The organism is Streptomyces angustmyceticus (genome assembly GCF_019933235.1).
GTDB classification, from domain to species: domain Bacteria; phylum Actinomycetota; class Actinomycetes; order Streptomycetales; family Streptomycetaceae; genus Streptomyces; species Streptomyces angustmyceticus.
Genome location: NZ_CP082945.1, coordinates 1,212,924 through 1,239,385, shown reverse-complemented (window position 1 = coordinate 1,239,385; position 26,462 = coordinate 1,212,924). Strand labels below are relative to the sequence as shown.

13 protein-coding genes are annotated in these 26,462 nt (G+C 73.4%); all 13 read left to right on the top strand.

Annotation, left to right across the window (positions count from 1 at the left end; genetic code table 11):
- Positions 1–52: 52 nt before the first annotated feature.
- The 13 genes from K7396_RS05900 to K7396_RS05840 all read left to right on the top strand — a co-directional run bounded on the left by K7396_RS05900 (position 53) and on the right by K7396_RS05840 (position 26,459).
- Entirely contained in the window at positions 53–958 is a 906-nt protein-coding gene (locus K7396_RS05900) for a LysR family transcriptional regulator (RefSeq protein ID WP_223660359.1), read from the top strand.
- A 166-nt stretch (positions 959–1,124) separates the two neighbouring features.
- Positions 1,125–2,294: a CaiB/BaiF CoA transferase family protein gene (locus tag K7396_RS05895; RefSeq protein WP_086721733.1), complete on the top strand. Its 1,170-nt coding sequence runs from the start codon at positions 1,125–1,127 to the stop codon at positions 2,292–2,294.
- A gap of 146 nt (positions 2,295–2,440) precedes the next feature.
- Positions 2,441–2,944, top strand: a complete 504-nt coding sequence (locus tag K7396_RS05890) for an enoyl-CoA hydratase-related protein (RefSeq protein ID WP_152104356.1) — start codon at positions 2,441–2,443, stop codon at positions 2,942–2,944.
- A 13-nt stretch (positions 2,945–2,957) separates the two neighbouring features.
- Positions 2,958–3,695, top strand: coding sequence for an acetoacetate decarboxylase (locus K7396_RS05885; protein WP_086717162.1), 738 nt, complete (start codon positions 2,958–2,960; stop codon positions 3,693–3,695).
- 27 nt (positions 3,696–3,722) lie between these two features.
- A complete protein-coding gene (locus K7396_RS05880) occupies positions 3,723–4,685 on the top strand; it encodes a 3-hydroxyacyl-CoA dehydrogenase NAD-binding domain-containing protein (protein WP_086717161.1) in 963 nt (320 codons plus the stop codon).
- A gap of 147 nt (positions 4,686–4,832) precedes the next feature.
- On the top strand, positions 4,833–6,854 hold the full coding sequence (locus K7396_RS05875) for a LodA/GoxA family CTQ-dependent oxidase (RefSeq protein WP_086717160.1): 2,022 nt from the start codon (positions 4,833–4,835) through the stop codon (positions 6,852–6,854).
- Positions 6,851–7,975, top strand: a complete 1,125-nt coding sequence (locus tag K7396_RS05870) for an FAD-dependent monooxygenase (RefSeq protein WP_152104357.1) — start codon at positions 6,851–6,853, stop codon at positions 7,973–7,975. Before K7396_RS05875 ends, K7396_RS05870 begins: the two co-directional genes overlap by 4 nt.
- Positions 7,976–8,155: 180 nt before the next feature.
- The gene (locus K7396_RS05865; protein ID WP_143589263.1) at positions 8,156–12,940 is read left to right on the top strand and encodes an RHS repeat-associated core domain-containing protein; all 4,785 of its coding nucleotides are present in this window, start codon (positions 8,156–8,158) and stop codon (positions 12,938–12,940) included.
- Positions 12,941–12,949: 9 nt separating this feature from the next.
- Positions 12,950–13,309 (top strand): hypothetical protein, encoded by a 360-nt coding sequence (locus K7396_RS05860; RefSeq protein WP_086721330.1) that lies wholly within the window; start codon positions 12,950–12,952, stop codon positions 13,307–13,309.
- Between the two features lie 242 nt (positions 13,310–13,551).
- A complete protein-coding gene (locus K7396_RS05855; protein ID WP_086721329.1) occupies positions 13,552–13,824 on the top strand; it encodes a hypothetical protein in 273 nt (90 codons plus the stop codon).
- Positions 13,825–13,944: 120 nt separating this feature from the next.
- Positions 13,945–21,354: a type I polyketide synthase gene (locus K7396_RS05850; protein ID WP_223659681.1), complete on the top strand. Its 7,410-nt coding sequence runs from the start codon at positions 13,945–13,947 to the stop codon at positions 21,352–21,354.
- Entirely contained in the window at positions 21,347–26,152 is a 4,806-nt protein-coding gene (locus K7396_RS05845) for a type I polyketide synthase (protein WP_152104358.1), read from the top strand. Before K7396_RS05850 ends, K7396_RS05845 begins: the two co-directional genes overlap by 8 nt.
- On the top strand, positions 26,142–26,459 hold the full coding sequence (locus K7396_RS05840; protein ID WP_086718049.1) for a phosphopantetheine-binding protein: 318 nt from the start codon (positions 26,142–26,144) through the stop codon (positions 26,457–26,459). Before K7396_RS05845 ends, K7396_RS05840 begins: the two co-directional genes overlap by 11 nt.
- Positions 26,460–26,462 lie beyond the last annotated feature (3 nt).

Below are 26,462 nucleotides of genomic sequence, written 5' to 3'. Positions count from 1 at the left end.
CACCGCTCGCGCGAAGGGCGGAATCCGCTCCCGGTAGTGTGGCCGGGTGGACATGCTGCACCTGCGTTACTTCGTGGCGGTCGCCGAAGAGCTGAATTTCTCGCAGGCGGCGCGCAGGTTGCACATGGCGGCGTCTCCGCTGAGTCAGCGGATCAAGGATCTTGAGCGGGAACTGGACCAGACGCTCTTCGCGCGCACCACGCATCACGTCGAGCTGACCCCGGCCGGTGCCGCGCTGCTGCCGCTGGCGCGCGACGTGCTGGAACGCGTCAACGCCATTCCCTGGCGGCTGCGCGAGGCCGTCCGTCCGCAGCGCACGACCCTGCTCATCGGGATGCCCTCCGGGGTGCACCCCGCCCTGCGCGCCCGGGTCAGGGAGCTGGAGGGCGCCTGCACGGAGGCGTACGAGCTCAAGCGCTGGCCAGGACGGTCCACCGGCCTGGCCGGGGCGGTCCGCGACGGCCGGCTGGCGCTCGCCCTGGCCCGGCTGCCGGTCGCGGACCCCGCGCTCGGCGTCCTCGGCGTCATGCGGGAGCGGCTGGGGGCGGCGGTCCCCGCCGACCGGTTCGAGGGCCGGGAGTCGGTCACCCTGGACGAGCTGAAGCAGTTGCCCTATGTGGCCACCGCCGCCGAGGCGATGCCCGCCTGCTTCGACGAAATCGATGCCCGGCTGAATTCCGCGGGACTGAAGAAGAGAATTCGCCTCAACAGCTCCGATTACGCGGGTACCTCGGAACTGGTGTCGGGCGGTCTCGCCTTTTCGATGACGATGCTCTCTCCGGAAAGCCCGATGCATTCCTACCGGCTGGACAATGTGAAGGTGGTGCCGGTGGTGGATTTCCGTCCGGAACTCGCCACCGGCCTGCTCTTCCGCAAGGACCGGGCGGAGTCCGGCGGCGATCTGGCCGAGCTGGTCGCCGCGGCCCGGCGCATCTTCGCCGACGAACTCTTCGCCTGATCCGTACGCGCCGCGCCCCGGGAAAACGCGCCGCACCCCCGGGGAAAAGGGTATGACCGCTGTGGTCATGCCCTTCTTCGTTTCTTGATCGTTCTCATTCCGCGGCATCCCGCCTACCGTCGGAGGCGGAAACATTCGTAGTGCAGCTACTTCCGCAGGAGCGAGAATGGACGCCACGACCGAAAGCGCCGACGGCCCGCTGGACGGCGTACGGGTGATCGATCTGTCCACGGTGGTGATGGGCCCCTACGCGGCCCAGATCCTCGGCGACCTCGGTGCCGACGTCATCAAGATCGAGTCGCCGTCGGACACCGTACGGTCGGGCCGCTACCGGAACACCCCCGGTATGACGCCGCTCAACCTCAACGTCAACCGCAACAAGCGCAGCGTCTCCCTGAACCTCAAGGACGAGACCGACCGCGAGCGCGCCCTGGCGCTCATCGCCACCGCCGACGTACTGATCACCAATATGCGCCCCGGCGCCCTGACCCGGCTCGGCCTGACCTACGCCGACCTCGCCGAGCGCCACCCCCGCCTGGTCTACGCCCACGCCCAGGGCTTCCGCGGCGACTCCGCCCGCGCGGGCCACGCCGCCTACGACGAGACGGTGCAGGCGTCCTCCGGCCTGGTGGACGTGGCCCACCGCGCGCTGGGCCGGCCCGTCTACCTCCCGACCATCATCGGGGACAAGGTCGCCGCGCTGACCATCGTCTACGCGGTGCTCGCCGCGCTGGTGCACCGCGACCGCACGGGCCGCGGCCAGCACATCGAAGTCCCCATGACGGACACCCTGCTCGCCTTCAACCTGGTCGAGCACCTCGCGGGCCATGTCTACGAGCCCGCGGAGGGCGCCACCGGCTTCCCGCTGGCCATGAAGCGCGGCCACCGCGCCGTGCCCACGGCCGACGGGCTCGCCTGCATCGTGCCGTACTCCCCGCAGAACTACCGCGACTTCTTCGCCGCCGCCGGCCGCCCCGACCTCGCCGAGGACCCCCGGGTGGCGGGACCGGCCATCGAGGACGCCGACGTCGACCCGCTGCTGGAGCTGGTGGCCCGCTGCGCGCCGTCCCTGAGCACCGAGGAGTGGGAGGAGATCTGCGCCAAGCACAGCATCCCCATGGCGCCCGTGCTGGAACTCGACCGGGCGGCCGACGACCCGTACGTCCGCGACGGCCACCTCCTCGACCTCGTCGAGCACCCCAGCGAGGGGCCGATCCGTTCGATCGGCATCCCCGTGCGCTACTCCGCCACCCCGGCCTCGGTCCGGCGGCTCGCCCCACTGCCCGGCCAGCACACCGACGAGGTCTTCGACGAGCTGGCCGCGAGGCGCTCCTGACGGCACGTCGGGTCGCCCAACCGCAGTGGCGTCGGCGGGCCGTTCACCCCGCCGACCGCCCCGGCGGACCGCGCCGACTGCCCGTCATGCCGACGCCGTGCCGCCGCCTCCTCCACCCCACACCCCCACCACCGAAGGACCGGGCCATGCCCAGCACACCGGACGCCACGCCCTCCCACCCCCGTCCCGCGCACCCCGCCCCCGAGGTCCGCACCGAGAGGATCGGTACGTCCCTGGTCATCACGCTCGACCGGCCCCGCGCCCGGAACGCGGTCAACGCCGCCGTCGCCGCTCAACTCGCGGCCGCACTGGACGAGTTGGCGGGCGATCCCGAGCTGCGGGCCGGTGTCCTCACCGGCGCCGGCGGCACCTTCAGCGCCGGTATGGACCTCAAGGCCGCGCTGGCCGGCGAATCGCCGGAGATCCCCGGCCGGGGCTTCGGCGGGCTGACCGAGACCGTGACGACCAAGCCGCTGATCGCCGCCGTCGAGGGCTGGGCCATGGGCGGCGGCTTCGAACTCGCCCTGGCCTGCGACCTGATCGTCGCCGCCCAGCGCACCGTGACGGCCGCCCTCACCGCATCGGCCGACGTACGGGAAGGCATGACGGCCTTCGCCGAGCGCCGCGCCCCCGTCTGGCAGGGCAAGTAGAGGAGCAACTCCCATGAAGCAGCACGAAGTCACCCGGCACCATGCCACCCCCCTGCTCAACCCGGCGTATCCCCCCGTGGTCCCGCGCTTCACCCACCGCGAGTACCTCAACATCGTCTACCGCACCGACCCCGACGCCCTGCGCGCGGTGGTGCCCGAGCCGCTGGAGATCGACGAACCGCTGGTGCGCTTCGAGGTGATGCGGATGGGCGATGTCACCGGATACGGGCCGTACACCGAATGCGGCCAGGCGATTCCGGTCCGACTCGGCGCCGAGCGCGGCGAGTACCTGCACGCCATGTACCTCGACAACTTCGCGGCCACCGCCTCCGGGCGCGAGGCGAGCGCCTACCCGAAGACCATCGGCTCGCCCGCCCTCTACGTGGACCACGGCGCGCTCGTCGGCGTCCTCGACTACGGCACGATCCGGGTGGCGACCGCCACCATGGGCTACAAGCACCACGAGCTGGACCCCGAAGAGGCGGCCGCACAGCTCACCGTGCCCACCTTCATGCTCAAGCTGGTACCGGGCTACGACGGAACGCCGCAGGTGGCGCAGTTGGTCCGCACCCGGATCAGCGAGGTGGCCGTCACGGGCGCCTGGACCGGCCCGGCCCGGCTGCAACTGGACGCGCATGTGCTGGCGCCGCTGGCCGACCTCCCGGTCCGCGAGATCGTCTCGGCCAGTCACCTGCTCACCGACCTCACCCTGGCACCGGTCGCGCCGGTGCACGACTACCTCGCGCGCTGACCCCGCGCACGGAAAGAAGCGTCTGCCATGAGCACCACCCACCCCACCGTGGCCGTGATCGGCGCCGGGACCATCGGACTCTCGTGGGCCGCCCTGTTCGCCGGCCACGGGCTGCGGGTGCGGGTCACCGATCCGCGCCCCGACCTCGCCGAAGCCGTCGGCGCCGCACTGGCCGAGGCCGCCCCGCACCTGGCCCGGCAGGGCCTGGACACCGCCGGCCTGGCCGACCGGGTCCGGCTCGCCGGCGAGGTCACCGAGGCCGTCCGGGACGCCGACGTGGTCCAGGAGAGCGGCCCGGAGAGCGCCGCCTTCAAGCGCGCGCTCTTCGCCCGGCTGGTCCGCGAGGCCCCCTCCCACGCCCTCCTGCTCAGCTCCTCCTCCGCCCTGCCCGCCACCACGTTCACCGACGGGATCGACGACGCCGGACGCATCCTGATCGGCCATCCCTTCAACCCGCCGCACCTCGTGCCGCTGGTGGAGGTGGTGCCCGGCCGGCGCACCCGCGAGGACTCCGTCACCCGGGCGGTGGCGTTCTACCGCTCGGTGCGGCGGGTGCCGGTGGTGGAGCGCAAGGAGGTCCCCGGCTTCGTCGGCAACCGCCTGCAGAACGCGCTGAGCCGGGAGGCCGTCCGCCTCGTGGAACAGGGCGTGGTCGGGCCGGCCGAACTCGACATGATCATGGTGAACTCGCTGGGCCTGCGCTGGTCCACGGTGGGCCCCTTCCTCGGCGCCCACCTGGGCGGCGGCCCCGGCGGCTACCGGCACATGGCCGAGCACATCGGACCGTCGATGCGGCAGCTGGGGGACTCCTCCGGCCGCCCCGCGCAGACCCCCGAACAGACCGAACGGCTCATCAGGGCCGTGGAGGACGCGTACGGCTCCCGCTCGTACCGCGACCTCACCGGGGAGCGCGACCGCAAGCAGCTCGCGGTCCTCGACGCCCTGGAGCAGGCCACCGCCGACGAGCGGGACCAGGAGACCCGGCCCTGACCCCACCCGCCCCGACACCGGCCGGCGCTCCCGAACGAGTGAATCGGTGCGCCCAGGTGACGCCCCCGGCCGCCCCGCGTCAGCGGCGCCGCTCCTACGTTTGAGGCGTTCGGGGGCATCCGCACCGGCCCTGGGAAAGGCTCCTCGATGGACACACAGATCGCACAGGTGAAGATCCACCCGGCCATCGGCATCGCCCGGGTCGGCAACAGCGACCGACAGCCCTTCATCGGCCCGGAGTCCCCCGACCAGCCGCCGCTTCCGCCCGGCTCCTACAAGGACAGCTCGGGAAAGATCATCCGGCAGGCCGCCCGTTTCCGGGTCTACGGCTACAACCAGGCCGGCGAGGTCGTCAGGGAACTCAAGCTGGGCGACGAGGACGTCACCGAGATCACCTGGTCGGTGCACCTGGCCAACAAGAAGGCCGCCTGGTACCAGTTCCACCTCCCGCTCGACATCCCCGAGGCCGGCGGCCTGACGGAGGCCCAGCGCCGCCGCCGCAACTTCGACGTCCGGGGAGCGGAGCGCAAGAAGCTCGTCATCGACCCCGGCCGCCAGACCGTCCGCGCCTCCCGGCACGAGACCGCCGCCTTCGCCGGCACGATCATGAACCGGGCGGTCGCCCTGGGCTCGATGTCCACCCAGAGCGACGGCCGCCTGCTGGTCGTCGGCGGCGCCGGGAAGTCGGCCTCCTACGCCATGCCCGAGAAGCCGATCTCGGGCGTCGCCAACAACGACACCTGGTACGACGACGTCGCCGACGGCCCGGTCACGGCGGAGGTCACCCTCCGCGGCGTCACCCGGACCGCCACCCCGGCCTGGGCCGTGGTCGCCCCACCGCACTACGCCCCCGGCGTGAAGACCGTACGCACCCTGTACGACCTGCTCCGCGACCTGTTCGTCACCGAGCACACCCTGCCCGACGTGCAGCAGGTCTCCTACCCGGACCACATCGAGCCGCTGCTGCGCCGCTTCTGCGATCTGCAGTGGGTCAACCACGGCTTCGCCACCCAGTTCGGCTGGGCCGGCCCGTACCACTTCCTCGACCCCGCCCTGCGCCGACGGCTCGCCGACCCGGGCGAGGCGGCCCAGGAGCTGCGCCGTCAGGTCTACGTCCAGATGCGCGACCTCGACCGGGACGGCACCTCCCCGGTGCCCTGGCCATGGCTCTACGGCGACGCCATGTCCAGCGGAAAGCCCACCTCCGTCCGCCAGCACCTCACCCTCACCCCGGCCCAGGACCGGATGCTGGCCCAATGGGCCGACGGCCGCTTCACCACGGGGCCGCCCCGTACGGGCTTCCCGGTCGTGGACGACGCGCCGCCCGCCCAACAGCCCGGCCTGCTGGACCGGGCCGCGCTGGAGAACTGCGCCGCCGACGCGTTCCACCCCGGCTGCGAGGTCACCTGGCCGATGCGGCACAAGACCCTGTACTCCGAGCCGTTCCGCATCCTGCACCGCGGGCCCGACGACCCCGAACGCGACTACGGCGACGCGCTCACCGTCCAGGACGCCCTGGGCAAGAACGGCCCGCTCTTCGCCCAGGGCCCCGGCGACCTCACCCGCTGGATGGCCGCCCCCTGGCAGTGCGACGCCGCGAGCTGCCGCTCCGGCTACCAGGTACGCTCCGGGCTCGGCCCGCGCTACAGCCCCTACCTGCCCACCTTCTGGCCCGCCCAGGTCCCCAACCACGTGCTGAAGCACGCGGACTTCACCACCGTCAACACCCCGCCCTCCGGCTCCGACGACAGCGTCCGGGAGAAGGCCTTCGAGAACCGGGCGGTGTGGCTGCGCGGCCTGAAGGGCACCGACTTCACCAAGCAGCGCCGCCAGATGATCGACGACTGGTTCCGGTTCGGCATCGTCGAGCCGCACGAATACACCGTGGGTGACGCCAAGTTCCCGCGCTACCTCCAGGTGGAGTCCGAGCCCGGCTACCCGCCCGTCCCGGACCACACCAACCTGATCAACATCCAGGTGCCCGAGGCGGGCGTGCCCCAACTCGCCGGTGCGGCCGACGCCTGGACCGGCGCGGTCCCGGCCGGGGACGTCGAGTCGATGCTGGTGCAGCAGGCGGTCCAGGAGGTCAAGGAGGCGACCGGCCAGGACGAAACGGCCATCGCCGCCGGGTACCTGGAGAAGCTCGACCCCCTCCACGGCTCCCGGTGAGCCCCGTCCCGGACTACGACGTCGTGGTCGCGGGCGGCGGCCCGGCCGGCTGCGCCGCCGCGCTCGCCCTCGTACGGGCCGGGCGCACCGTCCTGCTGGCCGACGCGGGCACCGGCCCGCCCAAGACCGGCGAGGCACTGGTGTCCGCGGCACGGCTGCTGCTGGCCGACCTCGGCGTCGAGCGGCCGGTCCTCGGCAGCGGCCACCTGCCCTGCCACGGCACCCTGTCCGCCTGGGGCTCGGCCGAACTCCGCGCCGTGGACTCCCTCCGCGACCCCTACGGCCACGGCTGGCACCTCGACCGGCCGCTCTTCGACGGGCGGCTGCGCGCGGCCGCCCGTACGGCGGGCGCCGAGGTCGCCGAGCACACCGGCGTACGGCGCCCCGCCCGGCAGCCGGACGGCACCTGGCACCTCGCCCTGCGCGAGGGCGCCGGCGGCGGGGAACGGACGGTCCGCTGCCGCTGGGTGGTGGACGCCACCGGACGCGGCGCCGCGATCGCGGTGCGCTCCGGTGCCCGGCGGCGCACCGGCGACCGCCTCACCGCCTTCCACCTCACCCTCGACCCGGCCCCGCAGGCCCCCGCCGACGGCCGTTCGCTGGTCGAGTCCGACCGGGACGGCTGGTGGTACACCGCCCTGCTGCCTTCCCGGCACCGCCTGGTCGCCTACTTCACCGACGCCGACCTGCCCGCCGCCGCGACCCACGACGCCGAGCGGTTCCGCACCCGCCTGCTGGCCACCCGGCACCTCTCCCACCGGGCCCGCCCGCACGCCCTCACCCCCGCGCGGCCGCCCCGCCGCGCCCCCGCGCACAGCGCCCACCTGGACCGGGTGCACGGCGACGGCTGGACGGCCGCCGGAGACGCGGCGGCCGCCTTCGACCCGCTCAGCTCCCAGGGCATCCTCACCGCCCTCTACACCGGCCTGAACGCCGGCCGCGCGGTCCACGCCCGACTGCGCGGAGACCGCGCGGCCCTGCCCCGCTACGCCGCCCAGATCGCCACGGCCCGCGCCGCCTACCGCCACGGCCACCGCACCGTCCACGCCCAGGAAACCCGCTGGCCCGAGCAGCCTTTCTGGGCCCGGCGACAGCGGGGTGGCGCACTGGGGGCGCCGTGACGCATGGCATGCCGCCGCGTGCCCGATCTGCCGTCCCTGGTGCCGACCTGTGTGGTCTCGTAGCGCTGTCCGGATACGGAACGCCGTCGGACCGGGCGGTTCGGAGTTCACTTGAGGAACATTTGCGCAGTTGACAGGATCTGATGGTCCAACAACTGCTGTACGGGGGTGTGCTTTCGCGTGGGTGTTGTGCTGCCTGGGTGGGCGGATGAGGTTCTCGACATCATCGGGGTGTCGTGGCCGAATGTGGATGAGGACGACTACCGCGAAATGGCTTCGGCCATGCGGGAGTTCGCTGACGACATCGACGAGGGCGCGAACGAGGCGCACACCGCGATCCAGGGTCTGGTGGGGTCGGCCGGCGGCTCCTTGGCCGTCGAGGCGCTCAACGCACACTGGGGAAAGATCAACGGCAAGCATCTCAAGGGACTCGCCGAATGCGGTCGTATGGCGGGCACGGCGATGGACGGCGTCGCCGTCCTCATCGAAGGTGCCAAGATCGGTGCCCTGGTCCAACTCGGCATTCTGGCCGCAGAGGTGATCGCCGCGCAGGCTGCGGCTCCCTTCACCCTTGGGCTGTCCGAGGTCGGGGCTCTGGCGGCGACGCAGGCCACCCGCGTGATCGTCAAGCGGCTCTTCAAGGAGGTCTGCCAGGCGGTCGCCGAGGAGGTGGTCAGCATCGCGCTGACCCCGGTCGAGGAGGCGCTCGGCGCGATGGTCGGGGACCTGGTGGTCCAGCTCGGTGGTAACGCTCTCGGCGTTCAGGACGGTGTGGACCTCGGCCGGACCGCGAAGGCCGGCAAGGACGGCTTCGGCCAGGGCATCCAGGACGCCAAGGACTCGGCCAAATCTGCTGCCGAGAACCCGATGGAGCTCCTCAGCGCTGGTGGCCGCCGTGGGGGCGGGCTCGGCGGGTCCGGTGGCAGTGCTGGGACGGGCGGCAGCAGCGGGTTCAGTCATGATCCGGAGGAGCACCACAAGGTCGTCACGAGCCTGCAGGGCGCGAGCGGCACGTTCCGGAACAAGGCCGGCGGAAAGATCGGCCGGGCCAAGAGCCATCACGGCCGCACTCGGGGCAAGGATGCCATCGCCGATGCGGCCAACGCGTGCCTGGATAAGGTCATCGAGGGCCTCGAGGACGGGGTGAAGAAAACCGCCAAGCACCTCGACGACAACATGACCCGTGGCCTCAAGGAGATGGTCAAGAACCACCAAGACAATGACAGGAGCCTCGCAGAGCGCTTCAACGGCCTCGGCAAGGGAGGCGCAAAGGATCCCAAAGCCCCCAACGGTGGTGGCTCGGGCGGTGGAGGGAGCACTTCTCTGGACCCGAAGGGACCGACCAGAAGGCCCACGAAGAGCGCCGCCGCAAAGCAGGCGGATGCGGAGCATCCCCACGCCAGCACCCGCAAGGACGAGGGGAAGTGCACAGACGGTACCGACCCGGTCGACCTGGCCACAGGGAAGGTGTTCCTCTCTCAGACCGACATTGCCCTGCCCGGCGCCCTCCCCTTGCTGTTCACCCGCAGATACGAGTCCTCGACCCGCACCGGACGGCACATCGGGCCGTCCTGGTCCTCAACCGTCGATCAGCGCTTGGAGATCGACTCCGAAGAGGTCGTTTTCGTCACCGACACCGGGATGCTCCTGCGCTATGCCACCCCGCAGGTCGGCGAGCGGGTGGTGCCGAAGAACGGTCCGCGCTGGCCGCTGACGCGCACCGAGCAGGGTGACTGGGCCGTCGATGACCCGGAAACCGGTCAGACCCGCTACTTCAGCGACGCCCTGCATGTGCCCGGCCTTGCCTTGCCCGACGAAATCATCGACCGCAACGGGCACCGGATCACCTTCGACTACGCGGACGAGACCGGCATCCCGTACGCGATCCGCCACACCGCGGGCTACGAGCTCAAGCTCACCTGTGACGACCACGGCCGCCTCACCGCCCTGCACCTGGCAGGCGCGGCGGAGGACGGGTCGGACCAGCTGATCCGGTCCTACGGGCACGACGAGGTGGGCAATCTCATCGATGTCACTGGTTCCACTGGGGCGGTGACGCGGTTCGAATACGACGCCGAGCACCGAATGACGGCCTGGGTCGACTCCCGTGATTCCCGCTACGAGTACACCTATGACCATCGCCACCGGTGCACCTTCCAATCCGGGGCTGAGGGGCACCTGGCGAACCGGTTCACCTACGGCGAGGCCGACCCCGAAACCGGGCACCACATCACCGTGCACACCAACGGAGAAGGTGCTCGCACCCGGTACCTCGTCAACGACCGCCTGCAGGTCATCGCGATCACCGATCCACTCGGCAACACCACGCGCACCACCTACGACCCGCACGACCGTCCTCTGCAGATCATCGACGCCCTAGGCAACACCACACACCTGACCTACGACGGAGACGGTCACGTCGTCTCAGTCGTCCGCCCGGACGGATCCGGCAGTACCGCCACCTACACCGGCCTCGGCCTCCCGGCGGAAGTCACGGGTCCCGATGGCCTCACCTCCCGTCAGGAGTACGACGCCAAGGGCAACCGGATCGCCGTCACCGATCCGGCTGGTCAAACCACCCGCTTCACCCATGACGAACGTGGCCACCTCACCTCCGTCACCGACCCGCTGGGCAGTACGTCTCGTATCGAGTGCGACGAGGCCGGTCTCCCGCTCGTAGTCACTGACTCTCTCGGCGCCGCCACGCATTTCCGCAGGGACCGCTTCGGTCGTACCACCTCCGTCACCGACCCACTCGGCAACACCACCCGCTATCGCTGGACATCCGAAGGGCGCCTCGCGGTTCGCCAGAACCCGGATGCCACTCGAGAATCCTGGACCTACGACGGTGAGGGGAACTGCACCAGCCACACCGACGCCTTGGGCCGGGTCACCACATTCGAGTACGACCACTTCGATCAGCTGAAGGCGCGCACCGACCCGGACGGCGCTCGCTACGAGTTCCTGCGCGACACCGAACTCAAGCTGATGAAGGTCATCAACCCGCAAGGGCTGACCTGGCGCTACGAGTACGACGAGGCCGGGCGTCTGATCTCCGAGACCGACTTCGGCAACCGCACCCAGGCCTATACGCATGACGCGGCGGGCCGGCTGACTTCACGCACCACTGCACTCGGTCACACGATCCGCTTCACCCACGATGCGCTGGGCCGCACCGTCACCAAAGATGTCGAGGGCGAACTCACCACCTTCACCTACGATGCCGCCGGCCGTCTGGCAGAGATCACCGGACCGGACGGTGATCTCACTTATGCTCGTGATGAGTTCGGTCGGCTCGTTGCCGAGTCGGTGAACGGTCGCACCAGCACCTTCGGCTATGACCCTTTGGGCCGTCGAATATCGCGGACAACCCCCACCGGCGCGGTGAGCCGATGGACTTACAACGCAGTGGGACAGCGGACCAGACTCGACACCTCCGGCCGTAGCCTGGCCTTCGCCCACGATGCGCTCGGCCGGGAAACCTCCCGCACCTTCGGCGACACCACCTTCACCCACGCCTACGATGCCGTCGGCCGGCTCACCGACCAGCACGTCGCCTCTCCTGCCGAAACCATCCAACACCGCGCGTATACCTACCGCGCGGACGGCTACCTCATCGGCATTGAAGACCATCTTGACGGAGCCCGTCACTTCGAACTCGACACCGCCGGTCGGGTCACCACCGATTCCTCCCACAACTGGACCGCGACCTACGCGTATGACACGGCCGGCAATCAGACCCACACCACCTGGCCCGACAACCACCCGGCTCCTGAAGCCAGCGGCGAGCGTACCTATACCGGAACTCGCATCAACCGCGCCGGGGCAATCCGCTACGAATACGATGCTCAAGGGCGCGTCACCCTCCGTCAGAAGAAGCGACCGTCCCGTAAACCCGACACGTGGCGCTATACGTGGGACGCCGAGGACCGTCTCACCGGCGTCATCACTCCTGACGGGCAGCTGTGGCGTTACTACTACGACCCGCTCGGCCGCCGTATCGCGAAGAAGCGCCTAGCTGCTGATGGGGCGATTCTTGAGCAGGTTGATTTCACCTGGGACGGCAGCAACCTTGCGGAACAGACAACGACATCCGCGGACCTGCCAAGTAGCGTTACCCTCACTTGGGACTACGACGGCAGACACCCTCTGGCGCAGACCGAACGCAAGACTGCGGCTCATGCGCATCAAGAAGAAGTGGACCAGCGCTTCTTCGCGATTGTCACTGACCTCGTCGGCACTCCCACCGAGCTCCTCGACGAGACCGGAAATCTTGCCTGGCATGCTCGCTCCACGCTGGGCGGCATCGCGACCTGGGCCGCGGACAGTGCGGCCTACACGCCCCTCCGATTTCCCGGCCAATACTTCGACCCGGAATCTGGTCTTCATTATAATTTCCACCGCTATTACGAACCGGAGACCGGTCGCTACATCAGTGCCGACCCTCTTGGGTTGGCTGCTGATCCCAACCAGTACGCATATGTCTCGAACCCCTTCGCGTGGACAGACCCACTGGGCCTCAGCCCGTGTGAGGTCTTGGTTCTGGGTATTCATGACCCATGTGAGGAACTCGCCAAAAAAATTGAGGGGTCGGTTACGTTCAACGATCCCAAATATGCTCAAGTTGTCGCCGATGGCCCTTACGGTCCGGTCGCCCAGTGGCAGAGTGAGGTGTCCCACAGGTTGCGAAACAATGGCCGGGTTGCCGTAGCGCTCGACGGATTCAAACACGCGGATACGGGAGATTATGCGAAGGCTTTCGAGTCCGCCGTAAAGGCCGGTGCTCCGTGGGGAGGTTACAAGGCCACGCAGTGGGAGATGTACGAGCTTGCCTGGCATGCGAGGCTCGAAAATCTCGACTGGAATAACGTGGATTTCTATCATAATGGCGAGAAAGTGCCCAGGTCGTCACTCCCTGAGCCGGACTGGGATAGTATAGTTCCGAGAAAGCCGGGAAAGAGATAGGTTCGTCGCGTGGTAGAGGTCTATGAATCGGATCGACGATTCAAGGTTTGGCAATATACTGTCAGTCATCGGCGCCTGTTGCTGAGGAGTTCTCGCGAGGAATACGGTACACGTATCGATATTCTCTTTGCGGGAGTTGAGCACATGTGCATCAAGCGGATGTATGACGGTTTGGTGATCAGGCAGGGGACGGAAGAGGACGCCCGACGGATCAGTGAAGCGCTCGACATCGAGGTTGATGTGCAGAGTCTCTACCTGCTGGGTCATGGAATCTCCAGTTTCGTCATCTCCGGTCGGCCGCAATGGCGCGAGGATGACGGCTACAATGACGCTCCTTCACGGCTCGGCCACCTGCCAGGAACTCCCTGACGCTGAGGGGTGTCGACGGAAACGGAGTGAGCGGAAGTGCGGACGCGGCGTGAACTCGTTTCACCGCCACCGCAGTTGCCGTACCAGGGTCCGTCTTCGCGCGATTCCTGCCCCGAGCGGGAATGATGCGAGGGTGACCGCTGCCTCGTAAGAGGTAGCGGTCTTCTCGTGTCGGAAGGCGATGCTGTGGAAGCCCTTGAGGCGGTTGAACCGGCTTGCGCAGTGTGGCGTTGGTGGCAGGCATGGCGCTCGACGACTGGGTGAACTTGGTGTGCGGCGAGACCATCTGGCATACGGAGAACCGCTACGCGCTGACCGCGCCGGGTGAGGTCGGCCGCTATCTGCGCGGCGAGCCGCTGGTGCACTGTGCCACCCTGGTGTATTTCCGGCCAGCCGCGGTGCCGGGAGCCCGTCCTCGGGAGCGCGTCCGCCCAGGTGAGGGGGTGGCGGCGCGGCCGGCGCGGCGCCGTGGTGACCTTGGCGGAATCAACTACCGCCTGATGCGCGTGCGTTGACAGTGCATGGGGGTGGCTCCACCATGCAACGCGGCATCAGCGGGCCCGGCCGACCGCCTACCGCTGGTTACCGCAGGTGGCAGTGGTAGAGCGTGTCCGCCCCCAGCAGAAGGAGCGCCCGTGGCCCCCTGGCCCCCTCTCGCCGGCACCCCCCTCTCCGGCTCCGGTGATCCCGGTTCCGGCACCACCGGCTCCACTCCCGGCTCCACCGGTTCCGCCCCTGGTGCCACCGACTCCACCGCCCGGCCCGTGGTCGCGCCGGCCGGGCGGGCCGCAGGTTCCGCCGGGCCGGGCACCGCCGCTGCCGCGCCGGCCCGTCCGGAGTCCACCGGCCGTGACCTCGTCGTCGCGCTCTCGCCCTTCGGGGAGCCGGCGGACCGGATCGTCGTGGCGGCCGAACGCGCGGGCGCGCTCGGGCTGCTGGACCTCGGGCGGGACGCCGGTGCCGCGCGCGACGCGCTCGGCCGGCTCGGCCGATTACGGCACGGGGTCCGGGTGCCGGCCGGGTGCCCGCTGACGCCCGCCGACCTGCCCGAGGGGACCGACACCGTCCTGCTCGCCGACCCGCGGGCGTACGCCGCCACCGGCCGCGGCGCGGTCCCGGGTCCCGACGACTGGGCCGGCGGCGGGCGGCGCCGGGTGTGGGCCGAGGTCACCAGCCCCGAGGAGGCCGCGGCGGCGTGTGCCGCGGGCGCCACCGCGCTGGTCGCCCGGGGCCACGAGTCGGGCGGCCGGGTGGGCGAACTCACCACCTGCGTCCTGCTGTCCCGCGTCCTGGCCGACCCGTCCGTGACGGTCCCGGTGCTCGCCGCCGGGGGGATCGGTCCGCACACCGCCGCCGCGGCCGTCGCCGGCGGCGCGGCCGGGGTGCTCCTCGACTCCCAACTCGCGCTCACCACCGAGGGGGCGGCCCGGCTGCCCGGTGCGGTCGCCGCCGCGATCCGGGCCATGGACGGCAGCGAGACCAGCCTCGTCGCCGGGCACCGCGTCCTCACCCGCCCCGACCTCGCCGCCCCCGCGGCCGCCGCGGGCACCGGAGGGGACGACGCCGGAGAGGACGACGACGCGAGCGCCGGGGCGGACACCGGCCCCGACCGCGTCGCCGCCCTCCTCGGCGCCCGGGACCTGCGGACCCAGCTGCTCCCCGTCGGCCAGGACGGGGCGTTCGCCGCCCGTCTCGCCGCGCGGCACCGCACCACCGGCGGCGTCGTCCAGGCCGTACGCTCCGCCGTCACCGGGCACCTCGCCGCGGCGGCCCGCACCCGGCCGCTCGCGCCGCGCCCCGGAGCCCGTCACCTTCCGGTGGCCCAGGGGCCGATGACCCGGGTCAGCGACGAGTCCGCCTTCGCCGAAGCCGTCGCCGCCGGGGGCGGGCTGCCCTTCCTCGCGCTCGCCGTCATGGACGGCGGGCAGGTGCGCCGACTGCTGGCCGAGACCGCCGAACGGCTGGGCGAGCGGCCCTGGGGCGTCGGCCTGCTGGGCTTCGCGCCGCCCGAGCTGCGGCGCGAACAGCTCGCCGCCGTCGCCGAGTTCGCGCCCGCCTACGCGCTGATCGCCGGCGGCCGGCCCGCCCAGGCGGCGCCGCTCGAAGCGGCCGGGACCCGGACCTACCTCCACGTCCCGGCGCCCGGCCTGCTGGAGCGCTACCTCGCCGAAGGCGCCCGCAGATTCGTCTTCGAGGGGCAGGAGTGCGGCGGCCACATCGGTCCCCGGGCCAGCTTCCCGCTGTGGGAGGAGCAGATCGAGCGGCTGACCACGCACGCCGGGACGCACGGCGGCACGGCCGCGGACCTGGACCTGCTCTTCGCGGGCGGCATCCACGACGCCTGCACCGCCGCCATGGCGGCCGCCGCCGCGGCCCCGCTCGCCGAACTGGGGGCCCGCGTCGGCGTCCTGATGGGCACCGCCTACCTCTTCACCCAGGAGGCCGTGGCCACCGGCGCCGTCCTCCCCGGCTTCCAGGACACCGCCCTGGCCTGCGACCGGACCGTACTGCTGCGGACCGCGCCGGGCCACGCCACCCGCTGCGCCGAGACGGCCTATACCGAGGAGTTCGCCGCCGCCGAACGGCGCCTCGCCGCCCGGGGCACGGACCCGCGCGCCCGGTGGGAGGAGCTGGAACGGCGCAACCTCGGCCGCCTGCGCCTGGCGAGCAAGGGCCTGCGCCACACCGACGGCGGGCGGCCCGCGCCCGTCGGGGAGCGCGAACAGCTCCGCGAGGGCCTCTACATGCTGGGCCAGGCCGCCACCGCCCGCAGCGCCACCACCACCGTCGCCGCCCTGCACACCGCCGTCACCGAGGGCGCCACCGCGCAGCTCGCCGCGCGGGCCGCGGAGTTCCCGGCCCCCGACGGGCAGTGGGACCGGGGCCGGGGGCCGGCCGCGGAACCGCTGGACATCGCCATCGTCGGGATGGCGTGCGTCTACCCCGGGGCCCCCGACGCCGCCCGCTTCTGGACCAACGTCGTCGCCGGCGTCGACTCCGTCACCGAGGTCCCCGCCGAGCGCTGGGACGCCGCCACCTACCACGACCCGGACCCCGCGCGGGCGGGCGAACGCACCCCCTCGCGCTGGGGCGGCTTCCTGCCCGCCGTCCCCTTCGACGCCCTCGCCCACGGCATCCCCCCAGCCTCCCTCACCGCCATCGAACCCGTGCAGCTGCTCGCCCTGGAGGCCGCCGCCAAGGCCCTGGCGGACGCCGGATACGCCGAGCGCGACTTCGACCGCGCCCGCACCAGCGTCGTCTTCGGCGCCGAGGCGGGCACCGAACTGGCCGGCGCCTACGGACTGCGCGCACTGCACCCGGCCTACCTGGGCGACCTGCCGCCCGCACTCGACGCCGAACTGCCCCGCCTGACCGAGGACTCCTTCCCCGGCGTCCTCGCCAACGTCATCGCCGGACGCATCGCGAGCCGGCTCGACCTCGGCGGCGCCAACTGCACCGTGGACGCCGCCTGCGCCTCCTCGCTCGCCGCCCTCGACCTCGCCTGCCGCCAACTGCGCGACCACGACGCCGACATGGCCCTGTGCGGCGGCGCCGACGTGCACAACGGCATCAACGACTACCTGATGTTCGCGTCCGTCCGCGCCCTGTCGCCCACCGGCCGCTGCCGCCCCTTCGACGCCGCCGCCGACGGCATCGCGCTCGGCGAGGGCGTCGGCGCCCTGGTCCTCAAGCGCCTCGCGGACGCCGAACGCGACGGCGACCGGATCTACGCGGTCGTCAAGGCCGTCGGCACCTCCAGCGACGGGCGGTCCCTCGGACTGACCGCGCCGCGGCCCGAGGGCCAGCGGCGGGCCCTCGACCGCGCCTACCGGCGCGCCGGGATCAGCCCCGCGCAGGTCGGGCTCCTCGAAGCCCACGGTACCGGCACCGTCGTCGGCGACACCGCCGAACTCGGCGTCCTCACCGAGATGTTCGAGGAGGCGGGAGCCGCCCCCGGCAGCTGCACACTGGGCTCGGTCAAATCGCAGATCGGCCACACCAAGTGCGCGGCCGGCCTGGCCGGACTCATCAAGGCCGCGCGCGCCGTGCACACCGGCGTGCGCCCGCCGACCCTGCACCTGACCCGGCCGGCCGCGGACGCCGGACCGTTCCGCTTCGACGCCGGCGGCGCCGGGCCCTGGCCCGTCCCCGTGGGCCGGCGCATCGCCGGGGTGAGCGCCTTCGGCTTCGGCGGCACCAACTACCACGCCGTGCTCGCCGGTTACGACGGCGCGCCCGAGCCCGCCCACACCCTGACGCACTGGCCCGCCGAGCTCTTCTGCTTCCGCGGCGCCGACCGGTCCGCCGCCGTACGCGCCATGGAGCGCCTCGCCGCACGGCTGGCCGACAACGACGCCGCCGGACGGCCCTGGCCGCTGCGCGACCTCGCCGCCGACACGGCGGCGGCGCAGGGACCGGTCCAGCTCTGCGTGGTGGCCGAGGATCTCGACGACCTCGCCGGCAAACTGGCCGCCGCCCGCCGGTTCGAGACCACCGAGGGCGTGTATCCCCGCCGGCCGGACGCCGACCCCGGGCAGGTCGCCTTCCTCTTCCCGGGCCAGGGCAGCCAACGGACCGGAATGATGGGCGAGTTGTTCCTCGCCTTCCCCGCCCTGCGCGGCCTGCTGGACGACGCCGACCCGGACTGTGTCGCGGCCATGTTCCCGCCCACCGCCTTCACCGCCGAGCGGCGCGCCGCCCAGCAGGCCGCCCTCACCGACACCCGCGTCGCCCAGCCCGCCCTCGGCCTCGCCTCCGCCGCCGCCCACCGGCTGCTCACCACGCTCGGCGTACGCCCCGACTGCGCGGCGGGGCACTCGTACGGCGAGCTGACCGCGCTGTGGGCCGCCTGCGCCTACGACACAGCGACCCTGCTCCGGCTCAGCGCCCGCCGCGGCGAGGCCATCCTCGCGGCGGCCGGGGCGGACCCCGGGGCGATGGCCGCCGTCCTGGCCGCCCCGGCGCGGGTGCGGGACCTGATCCACGGCTCCGGGGCCGTCGTCGCCAACCACAACGCGCCCGAACAGAGCGTGCTCTCCGGACCCACGGACGCCGTGGAGGCGGCCGTGACGGCACTGCGCACGGCCGGCCTCGACGCCCGCCGCCTGCCGGTGGCCTGTGCCTTCCACAGCCCGCAACTCGGCCCGGCCCGCGACGCCCTCGCCGCCGAACTGTCCGCGGCCCAGGTGTCCGTGCCCGCCTTCCCGGTCTGGTCCGGCGCCACCGCGCGCCCGTACGACCCCGCGGCGTCCGCGGTGCGCGACACCCTGGCGGGCCAGGTCGCCGCGCCCGTGCGCTTCGTGGAGCAGATCGAGGACATGTACGCCGCCGGGGTGCGCACCTTCGTGGAGGCCGGGCCCGGCCGCGTGCTCACGGGCCTCGTCGGCCGCATCCTGGACGGCCGCCCGCACACCGCCGTGCCGCTGGACGTCCCCGGCGAACCGGGACTGGCCCGGCTGCCGCACGTCCTGGCCCGGCTCGCCGCGGCCGGGGTCCCGATCGACCCCGAGCCGCTGTTCCGCGGGCGCGCCGAGCCCCTGCCCGCGGACCCGCCGCGCCGCCCGGGATGGCTGGTCGACGGGCACCTGGTGCGCACCGCCGACGGCGCCTGCCTGCCGGGCGGGCTGCGCCCGGCGCGGCGGGTGGACCCCCGGCCGGCCGGCGACGGGACGGCGCCGGGGAGCGGCACCGCCTCCGGTGACGCCGCCCGGCAGGCCGCGGTGCTGGAGTACCTGCGGGCCTCGCGGGAACTGGTCGCCGCCCAACGGGACGTCGTGTTGCGGTACTTGGGAGATTCCGGAGAGGTGGGAAGGCCCTCGTGGCGGGGAGAGCCGGCTGAAGCGGGCGAGGCGGGGGAGTGGGGGCGGGGCGCCGCGGTCGTGCCGCCGGTGTCCGGCGCGGAGCGGGCCGTCGGCTCGTCCGGCGTCGTACCCGCCGGGGCCGATGCCGGGGCCGGATACGGGGACGGGGCCGGGCACGAGAACGGGGCCGCCGCCCATGGGCAGTTGCCCGCCGCCGTGGCACCGCCGCTGAGTCCCGCCGAACTCCTCGATGCCGTACGGGAGATCATCCACACCCGCACCGGCTATCCGCACGAGATGCTCGACGCCGGGCTCGACCTGGAGGCCGACCTCTCGGTGGACTCCATCAAGCGGGTGGAGATCATCGGTGCGCTGGCCGACCGGATCGGACTGCCGCAGGACGCCGACGGGGCCATGGAGTCGGCGGTGGAGCAGCTCGCCCGGGTCAAGACCATCAGCGGCATCGTGGACTGGATCGCCGCCGCCCGCAGCGAGCCGGGGGCGGGAGCGCCCGCGGCGGCCGAGCCCGCACGGCCCCTTGTCCCATCGGAGCTGCCCGCGCCGCCCGAGCCGTTCGAGCCGGCCGGGACCGTCCCGGCCCCGCCGTCGCGGGCCGCCGTACCCGTCCCCGAGCCACCCGGCGTCGGCACTCCCGCCACCCTCGTGAGCCCACCCACCTTCGTCACCCCGCTCGCCGGAACCGGAGTCGGTGCCGGTGCCGGTGCCGGTGCCGGTGCCGGTGCCGTAACCGGAGCCGACGGTGTCCTGACGCCGCGGCCGCCCACCCGTTCCCTCGTCGAGGTGGCCCCCCTCGGCCCGCCGGACGGCCGGCCGCCCGCCGAGGTGGTGGCGGGCAGCGACTTCACCGTGGTGGAGGACGGGCAGGGCGTGGCGCTCGCCCTCGCCGCCCTCCTGGAGAGCCATGGGGCGCGGGTCCGTACCGTGCCCGCCGAGCGGCTGGCCGAGGCCGCCGCCGACGGGGTGGGCGGGCTGATCGACCTCAGCGCCCTGCGGGCGGGCCGCGGCGCCGTACTGCCCGGACAGTACGCGGGGCTGCGCACCGCACTGACCGGCGGCGCCCGGTGGCTGCTGCTGGCCACCGCGGCCGGCGGCACCTTCGGCCACGACGCCACCGGGGACGCTCCCGACCCGCTGCCCGGCGCCGGGCTGCGCGGCTTCGCCCGTACGGCGGCCCTCGAATACCCAGGCGTCCTGATCCGCGCCGTGGACATCGACCCCAAGGACCGCCCCGAACGCGTCGCGGCCCACCTCCTCGCCGAACTGTGCGCGCCCGGCGAGCCGGTCGTCGTCGGTCGCACCAACGGCACCCGCACGACGCTGCGCACCGTCCCCGCGCCGCTGTCCCACGACGGGCCCGCCACCGGCCGCCCGCCGCTCGACGCCGGTTCGGTGGTGCTGCTGACCGGCGGCGCGCGCGGCATCACCGCCCGTACGGCGCACGCCCTGGCCCGCGCCCACGGCTGCCACATCGAACTCCTCGGGCGCACGCCCCCGGACGAGCACCCCGAGGACCCGGCACTCGCGCACGCCCACGACCGCATCGCGCTGCGCGCCGCGCTCATCGCCCAGGGGCTGCGCCGGCCGGCACAGATCGAGGCGGCGGCCACCCGGGTCCTGGCCCGCCGTGAGATCACCGCCACCCTCGCCGCCCTGGCGCCGCTCGCCGCCTCCGTGCGCTATCACGCGGCCGATGTCACCGACCCGGCCGCCGTACGCGCCGTGGTGGACGACATCCGGCACCGGCACGGCCGGCTCGACGGGATCGTGCACGGCGCGGGCACCCTGGAGGACAAGCTGCTGCGGGACAAGGACCCGGCGTCCTTCGCCCGGGTCTTCGCCACCAAGGTCGACGGCGCCCGCCACCTCCTGGAGGCCGCCGGCGACGACACCGGCTTCCTCGTCCTCTTCGGCAGCGTCGCCGGGGTCTTCGGCAACCGTGGGCAGGCCGACTACGCCGCCGCCAACGACGCCCTGGACACCCTCGCCAGGGCCTGGTCGGCCCGTACGGCCGGGCGCGTGCTCGCCGTCGACTGGGGGCCCTGGGCGGCCGACGGCGGCGGCATGGTCACCCCGGAGCTGGAGCGCGCCTACGCCCGCCGCGGCATCCCGCTCCTGGACCCCGGGGCCGCGGCCGACGCCCTGCTGGCCGAACTGGCCCACGGCACCTCGCCCCAGGTCGTCCTGGCGGCGGAGGCGGACGGGGAGGCGACGGGCGATGCCTGAGACCGGCCCCCGCCCCACGGACGCCGCGATCGTCGGCATGGGGGCGCTGTTCCCCGGCGCCGACGGCCTCGACGCCTACTGGCGCAACCTGCTGGCCGGCACGGACTGCATCACGGACGTGCCGCCGGCCCGCTGGGACCCCGCGATCTACTACGACCCGCACGGCGCCGAGGGCCCCGCCCGCAGCGACCGCTTCTACTGCCGGCGGGGCGGCTTCCTCGACGAGCAGGCCGCCTTCGACCCCACCCGCTTCGGCATCATGCCCGCCACCGTCCCGGGCGCCGAACCCGACCAGCTCCTCGCGCTGCGCGTCATCGCCGACGCCATCGCGGACGCCGGCGGCCAGGAGCGGCTGCCCGCCGACCGCTCCCGGATCGGTGTCGTCCTCGGCCGGGGCGGCTTCATGGGCGTGGCCACCGCCCGGCTCGACCAGCGGGTCCGTACGGCCCACCAGCTCGCCGTCACCCTGCGCGAACTCGCCCCGGAACTGGGGGAGTCGAAGATCTCCGCGGTGCGCGACGCCTTCCAGCAGAGCCTCGGCCCCGAACGCCCCGAAGCCTCCATCGGCCTGGTGCCCAGCTTCACCGCCGCCCGCACCGCCAACCGGCTGGACTTCCGCGGCCCCGCCTACACCCTCGACGCGGCCTGCGCCTCCTCGCTGCTGGCCGTGGCCCAGGCCGTCGACCTGCTGGCCGCCGGGCGCTGCGACAGCGTGATCGCCGGAGCCGTGCACCACTGCCACATCGCCACCCTGTGGAGCGTCTTCACCCAACTGCGCGCCCTCAGCCCCACCCAGTGCATCCGCCCCTTCGACCGCCGGGCCGACGGCACCCTGCTCTCCGAGGGCACCGGCGTCGTCCTCCTCAAACGCCTCGCCGACGCCGAACGCGACGGGGACCGGGTGTACGCGGTGCTCCGCGGGACGGGCGTGTCGGGGGACGGGCGCGCCTCCAGCCTGATGAACCCCCGGACCGAGGGGCAGACCCGGGCACTGGAGCTGGCCTGGGAGAGCGCCGGCCTCGACCCGCGCGACCCGGCCGCACTCGGCCTGCTGGAGGCGCACGGCACCGGCACCCCGGTCGGCGACGACACCGAACTGACCACACTGGCCCAGGTGTTCGGGCCACCCGGCGCGGGCCGGGCGCCCGTCGGCCTGGGCTCGGTGAAGTCGATGCTCGGCCACACCATGCAGGCCGCCGGCATCGCCGGGCTGATCAAGGCCGCCCTCGCCGTCCACCACCGCACCCTGCCGCCGACCCTGCACCTGGACGAGCCGCACGAGGGCCTGGCCCGTACCCGGATGCGTCCGCTCACCGAGACCGAACCCTGGGACGCCGGACGCGCACCCCTACGGGCCGGCGTCAACGCCTTCGGCTTCGGCGGGATCAACGCCCACGTCATCCTGGAGGAGGCCCCCGGACACCGGAGCCCCGCCGCCGCACCGCCCGTGCCCCGCCGCTCCCCGCTGCGGACGGCGGAGCCGGAGCGCCTCGTCCGGCTCGCCGCGGGATCTGCCGACGAACTGGCGCAGAAGCTGCGGGACGTGGGCGCGGGGGGCGGGAGCGGATACGAGAACGGGGACGGCCTCGCGGGCGGGTGCCGGGACGGCCTCGCCGACGGGTACGAGCGCGGGCACGGGGGCGGAGTCGCGGGTGTGGGCGCGGACGCGGGCGTCTCCCCGGCCGACGGCCCCTGCCGTCTCGCGCTCCTCGGCCCCACGCCGCAGCGCCGTGCCCTGGCGGCCAAGATCGTGGCGCGCCGACTGCCGTGGCGGGGGCGCGGCGACGTGTGGTTCACCCCGAGCCCCTTCTTCGGGCCGTACGCCCGGGAAGCCGGAGCGCGGCTCGCCTTCGTCTTCCCTGGCCTGGAAGCCGAACCGCCGCCACGGATGGACGACCTCGCCGACCTGATGTCCCTGCCCCGCCCCCCGGCCTCGGGCGGCGGCCTGGTGGAGCGGGCCGTCGACACGCTCGCCGCCGGCCGCTTCCTCGCCCGCGTCCTGGCCGAACTGGGCATCGCCCCCGACCTGCTGACCGGCCACAGCCTCGGCGAGTGGACGGCCATGGTGGTCGCCGGAATGTATCCGCCGCAGGCCGTCGACACCTTCCTCGACTCGCTGCGTCCCGGCTCCCTCGCCGTACCCGACCTGGTCTACGCGGCCCTGGGCTGCGGCGCCGCACAGGCCGCGGCGGCCCTGGAAGGGCTGCCCGGGGTGGCGGTCAGCCACGACAACTGTCCGCACCAGTCGGTGATCTGCGGCGCTCCGCGGCCGCTGGCCGAGGCCGTCCGCCGGCTCGCCGGGCAGGGCGTACGGGCCCAGGAGATGCCCTTCCGCTCCGGCTTCCACACGCCGATGTGGGCGCCCTATCTCGACCAGGTACGGGCCGCGTTCGACGCCCTGCCGCTGCGGGACCCCCGGCTCCCCGTATGGTCGGCGACGACCGTCGCGCCCTTCCCCGAGGACGCTCCGGACGTCCGCGCGCTGGTGCTGCGGCACCTCCTGGAGCCGGTCCGCTTCCGGCAACTGACCAGCCGGCTGTACGCGACGGGGGTCCGCGCCTTCGTCCAGCTCGGCGCCGGCAGCCTCACCGGTTTCGTCGGCGACACCCTCCACGGCACGGACCACCTCGCCGTGGCGGCGGCCGGCACCCGCGGCGACGGACGCACTCAACTGCGCAGGACGGCCGCCGCGTTGTGGACCGAGGGCCTGAACCCGCGCTGGGAGCGGCTGACGGCTCGGGACGGAGCGGCCGGGGAGGTGGGCCGGGTGGCCGCCGGCCCGGGGGTGGATGGCGTCGTCGGCCCGGCGGCGGAACGTGTCAGCGCCCCGGCGGCGGAACGTGTCAGCGCCCCGGCGGTGGACCGTGCCAGCGTCCCGGCGGTGGACCGTGTCACCGGCCCGGAGGGGGCCGGGGTGCCGGTCCGGCTCGATCTCGGCTCGCCGTTGGTCCGCCTCGGCGACGCGGCGCCGGGCGGGCGGCTTTTCGCGCCCGCGGGCCCACCCCCACCCCCGAACCCACCCCCCGCCCCCTCCCCCGAAGGGGGAGGAGGGGGAGGGGGCGGGGGAGCGCTGCCGCACCCGCAGCCGCCCGCCGCGGACCCGGTCCGCCAGGCTCTGGACGCCCTCCTCGCCGAAGCCCGGGCCGCCACCCGCACAGTCGCCGCCGCGGCCGCCCGTACCGCTCCGGCGTCCGACTCCGCCCCCATCGCACCTCAGCCCCCCGCCCCCACCCCTCACCACACCACCCGCCACCTCTCCCTCGACACCGTCCCCTACGTCCGTGACCACTGTGTCTACCTCCAGCCCGACGACTGGCCGGAGGCCGCCGACCGGTTCCCCGTCGTCCCGATGACCACGCTGCTGGAGCTGGCGGCCGAGGCGGCCCGGGAGGTGCGGCCGGGGCAGGTCGTCACCGGCTACTCCGACGTCCGGGCCCTGCGCTGGCTGCCCGTCGCCCCGCCCGTCGACCTGCCCGTCACCGCCACCCCGGTCGGCGACGGCCGCGTACGGGTGGCCCTCGGGGACCACGCCGTGGTCACCGTCCACCTCGGGGCGCACCTGCCGCCCCCGCCGTCCCCCGGCCTCCCGGCGCTGACGTCCGGCCGGTCGGCGCCGGTGAGCGCCGAGGCCCTCTACCGGGACCGGTGGATGTTCCACGGGCCGGCGTTCGCCGGGGTCCACGAGGTCCGCACGCTGGCCGCCGACGGCATCAGCGGAACGCTGCGCGCCTTGCCCGCGCCCGGCGCCCTCCTGGACGCCGCGGGCCAGCTCCTCGGCCACTGGATGCAGCTGCAACTCACCGGTGACCGGCTGGTCTTCCCCGCGACGCTGGAGCGCGTCCGGCTCTACGGGCCCCCGCCGGGCGAGGGCACGCTGCTCGCGGCCACCGCCCGGATCCGCGAGGTGCGGCCGGGCACGGTACGCGGCGACGTGGAGCTGTGCGGCGGCGACGGCGGCGTCCGGGCGCGGCTGGAGAACTGGACGTACCGGCGGTTCGGCGCCGACGAACGGGTGTGGCCCATGAAGTTCACCCCGGAGGTGTGCGGGATCGGCGAACCCCGGCCGGGCGGCTGGTGCCTGGCCCGGCGCCGCTGGACCGATCCGGCCTCGCAGGAGCTGGTGATGCGCCGCTATCTGGGCGCCGCCGAACGCGCCCGCTACGAGCGCTGCGCGCCGCGCGCCCGCACGGCCTGGCTGCTGGGCCGGATCGCCGCCAAGGACGCGGTCCGTGAGCTGCTGTGGGAGTCGGGAGCCGGCCCGGTCTTCCCCGCCGAGGTCGCCGTCGGCAAGGACCACGACGGCCGCCCCCGGCCCGAGGGCCCGCTCGCCGCCGGGCTCCACCTCTCGCTCGCGCACAAGGACCACGTCGCCGTCGCCCTCGCCCACCGGTCCGGCCCGGTCGGCATCGACATCGAACCGGTCACCGACGATCCGCAGGCCCTCGAACGCATCGCCCTCACCCCGGCCGAACGCCGCCTGGCGGACGCCCTGCAGGCCCGGGAGACCACCGCGAGCACCGGCCGCGCCTACTGGCTCACCGCGTTGTGGTGCGCCAAGGAGGCCGCGGCGAAGGCGGCCGGCAGCGGCCTGGGCGGGCGGCCGCTGGAGTGGGCCGTGACGTCCGCGCCGGGCGGCGCGCTGCGGGTCCTCTCCCCGTCCGGACAGGCCCACCTCGTCCACCTCGACTCCGTCCACGACCTGTCCGCGCGCCATGTCGTCGCCTGGACCGGGCCGCCGCCCGAGGACCGCACGGGCACCGTCACCCCCACTTCCACGGAGGCCACCCATGGCAGCTGACCCGCTCCCCGAGCGCACCGGGGCGATCCTGGCCGAGATCACCGACATGCTGGTGAGCGTCGTCGGCGACGAGCTCCTCGTCGTGGGCGAGATCACCCCCGCGACCACCTTCAACGACGATCTGGCCCTGGAGAGCATCGAGTTCGTCGCCCTCGCCGAGCTGCTGCACCAGCGCTACGGCGGCGCCGTGGACCTCCTCGGCCTCCTCGCGGAGAAGGACATCGACCAGATCCTGGCCATGACGGTCGGCGAACTGGCCGTCCACATCGACGAGGTCACCGCCGCCGACCGGACCTGCGCGGGCTGAGCC

Coding starts and splice junctions, on each gene's coding strand:
- K7396_RS05900 (WP_223660359.1), top strand. CDS start 53: ATGCTGCACCTGCGTTACTTCGTGGCGGTCGCCGAAGAGCTGAATTTC.
- K7396_RS05895 (WP_086721733.1), top strand. CDS start 1,125: ATGGACGCCACGACCGAAAGCGCCGACGGCCCGCTGGACGGCGTACGG.
- K7396_RS05890 (WP_152104356.1), top strand. CDS start 2,441: ATGCCCAGCACACCGGACGCCACGCCCTCCCACCCCCGTCCCGCGCAC.
- K7396_RS05885 (WP_086717162.1), top strand. CDS start 2,958: ATGAAGCAGCACGAAGTCACCCGGCACCATGCCACCCCCCTGCTCAAC.
- K7396_RS05880 (WP_086717161.1), top strand. CDS start 3,723: ATGAGCACCACCCACCCCACCGTGGCCGTGATCGGCGCCGGGACCATC.
- K7396_RS05875 (WP_086717160.1), top strand. CDS start 4,833: ATGGACACACAGATCGCACAGGTGAAGATCCACCCGGCCATCGGCATC.
- K7396_RS05855 (WP_086721329.1), top strand. CDS start 13,552: ATGGCGCTCGACGACTGGGTGAACTTGGTGTGCGGCGAGACCATCTGG.
- K7396_RS05845 (WP_152104358.1), top strand. CDS start 21,347: ATGCCTGAGACCGGCCCCCGCCCCACGGACGCCGCGATCGTCGGCATG.
- K7396_RS05840 (WP_086718049.1), top strand. CDS start 26,142: ATGGCAGCTGACCCGCTCCCCGAGCGCACCGGGGCGATCCTGGCCGAG.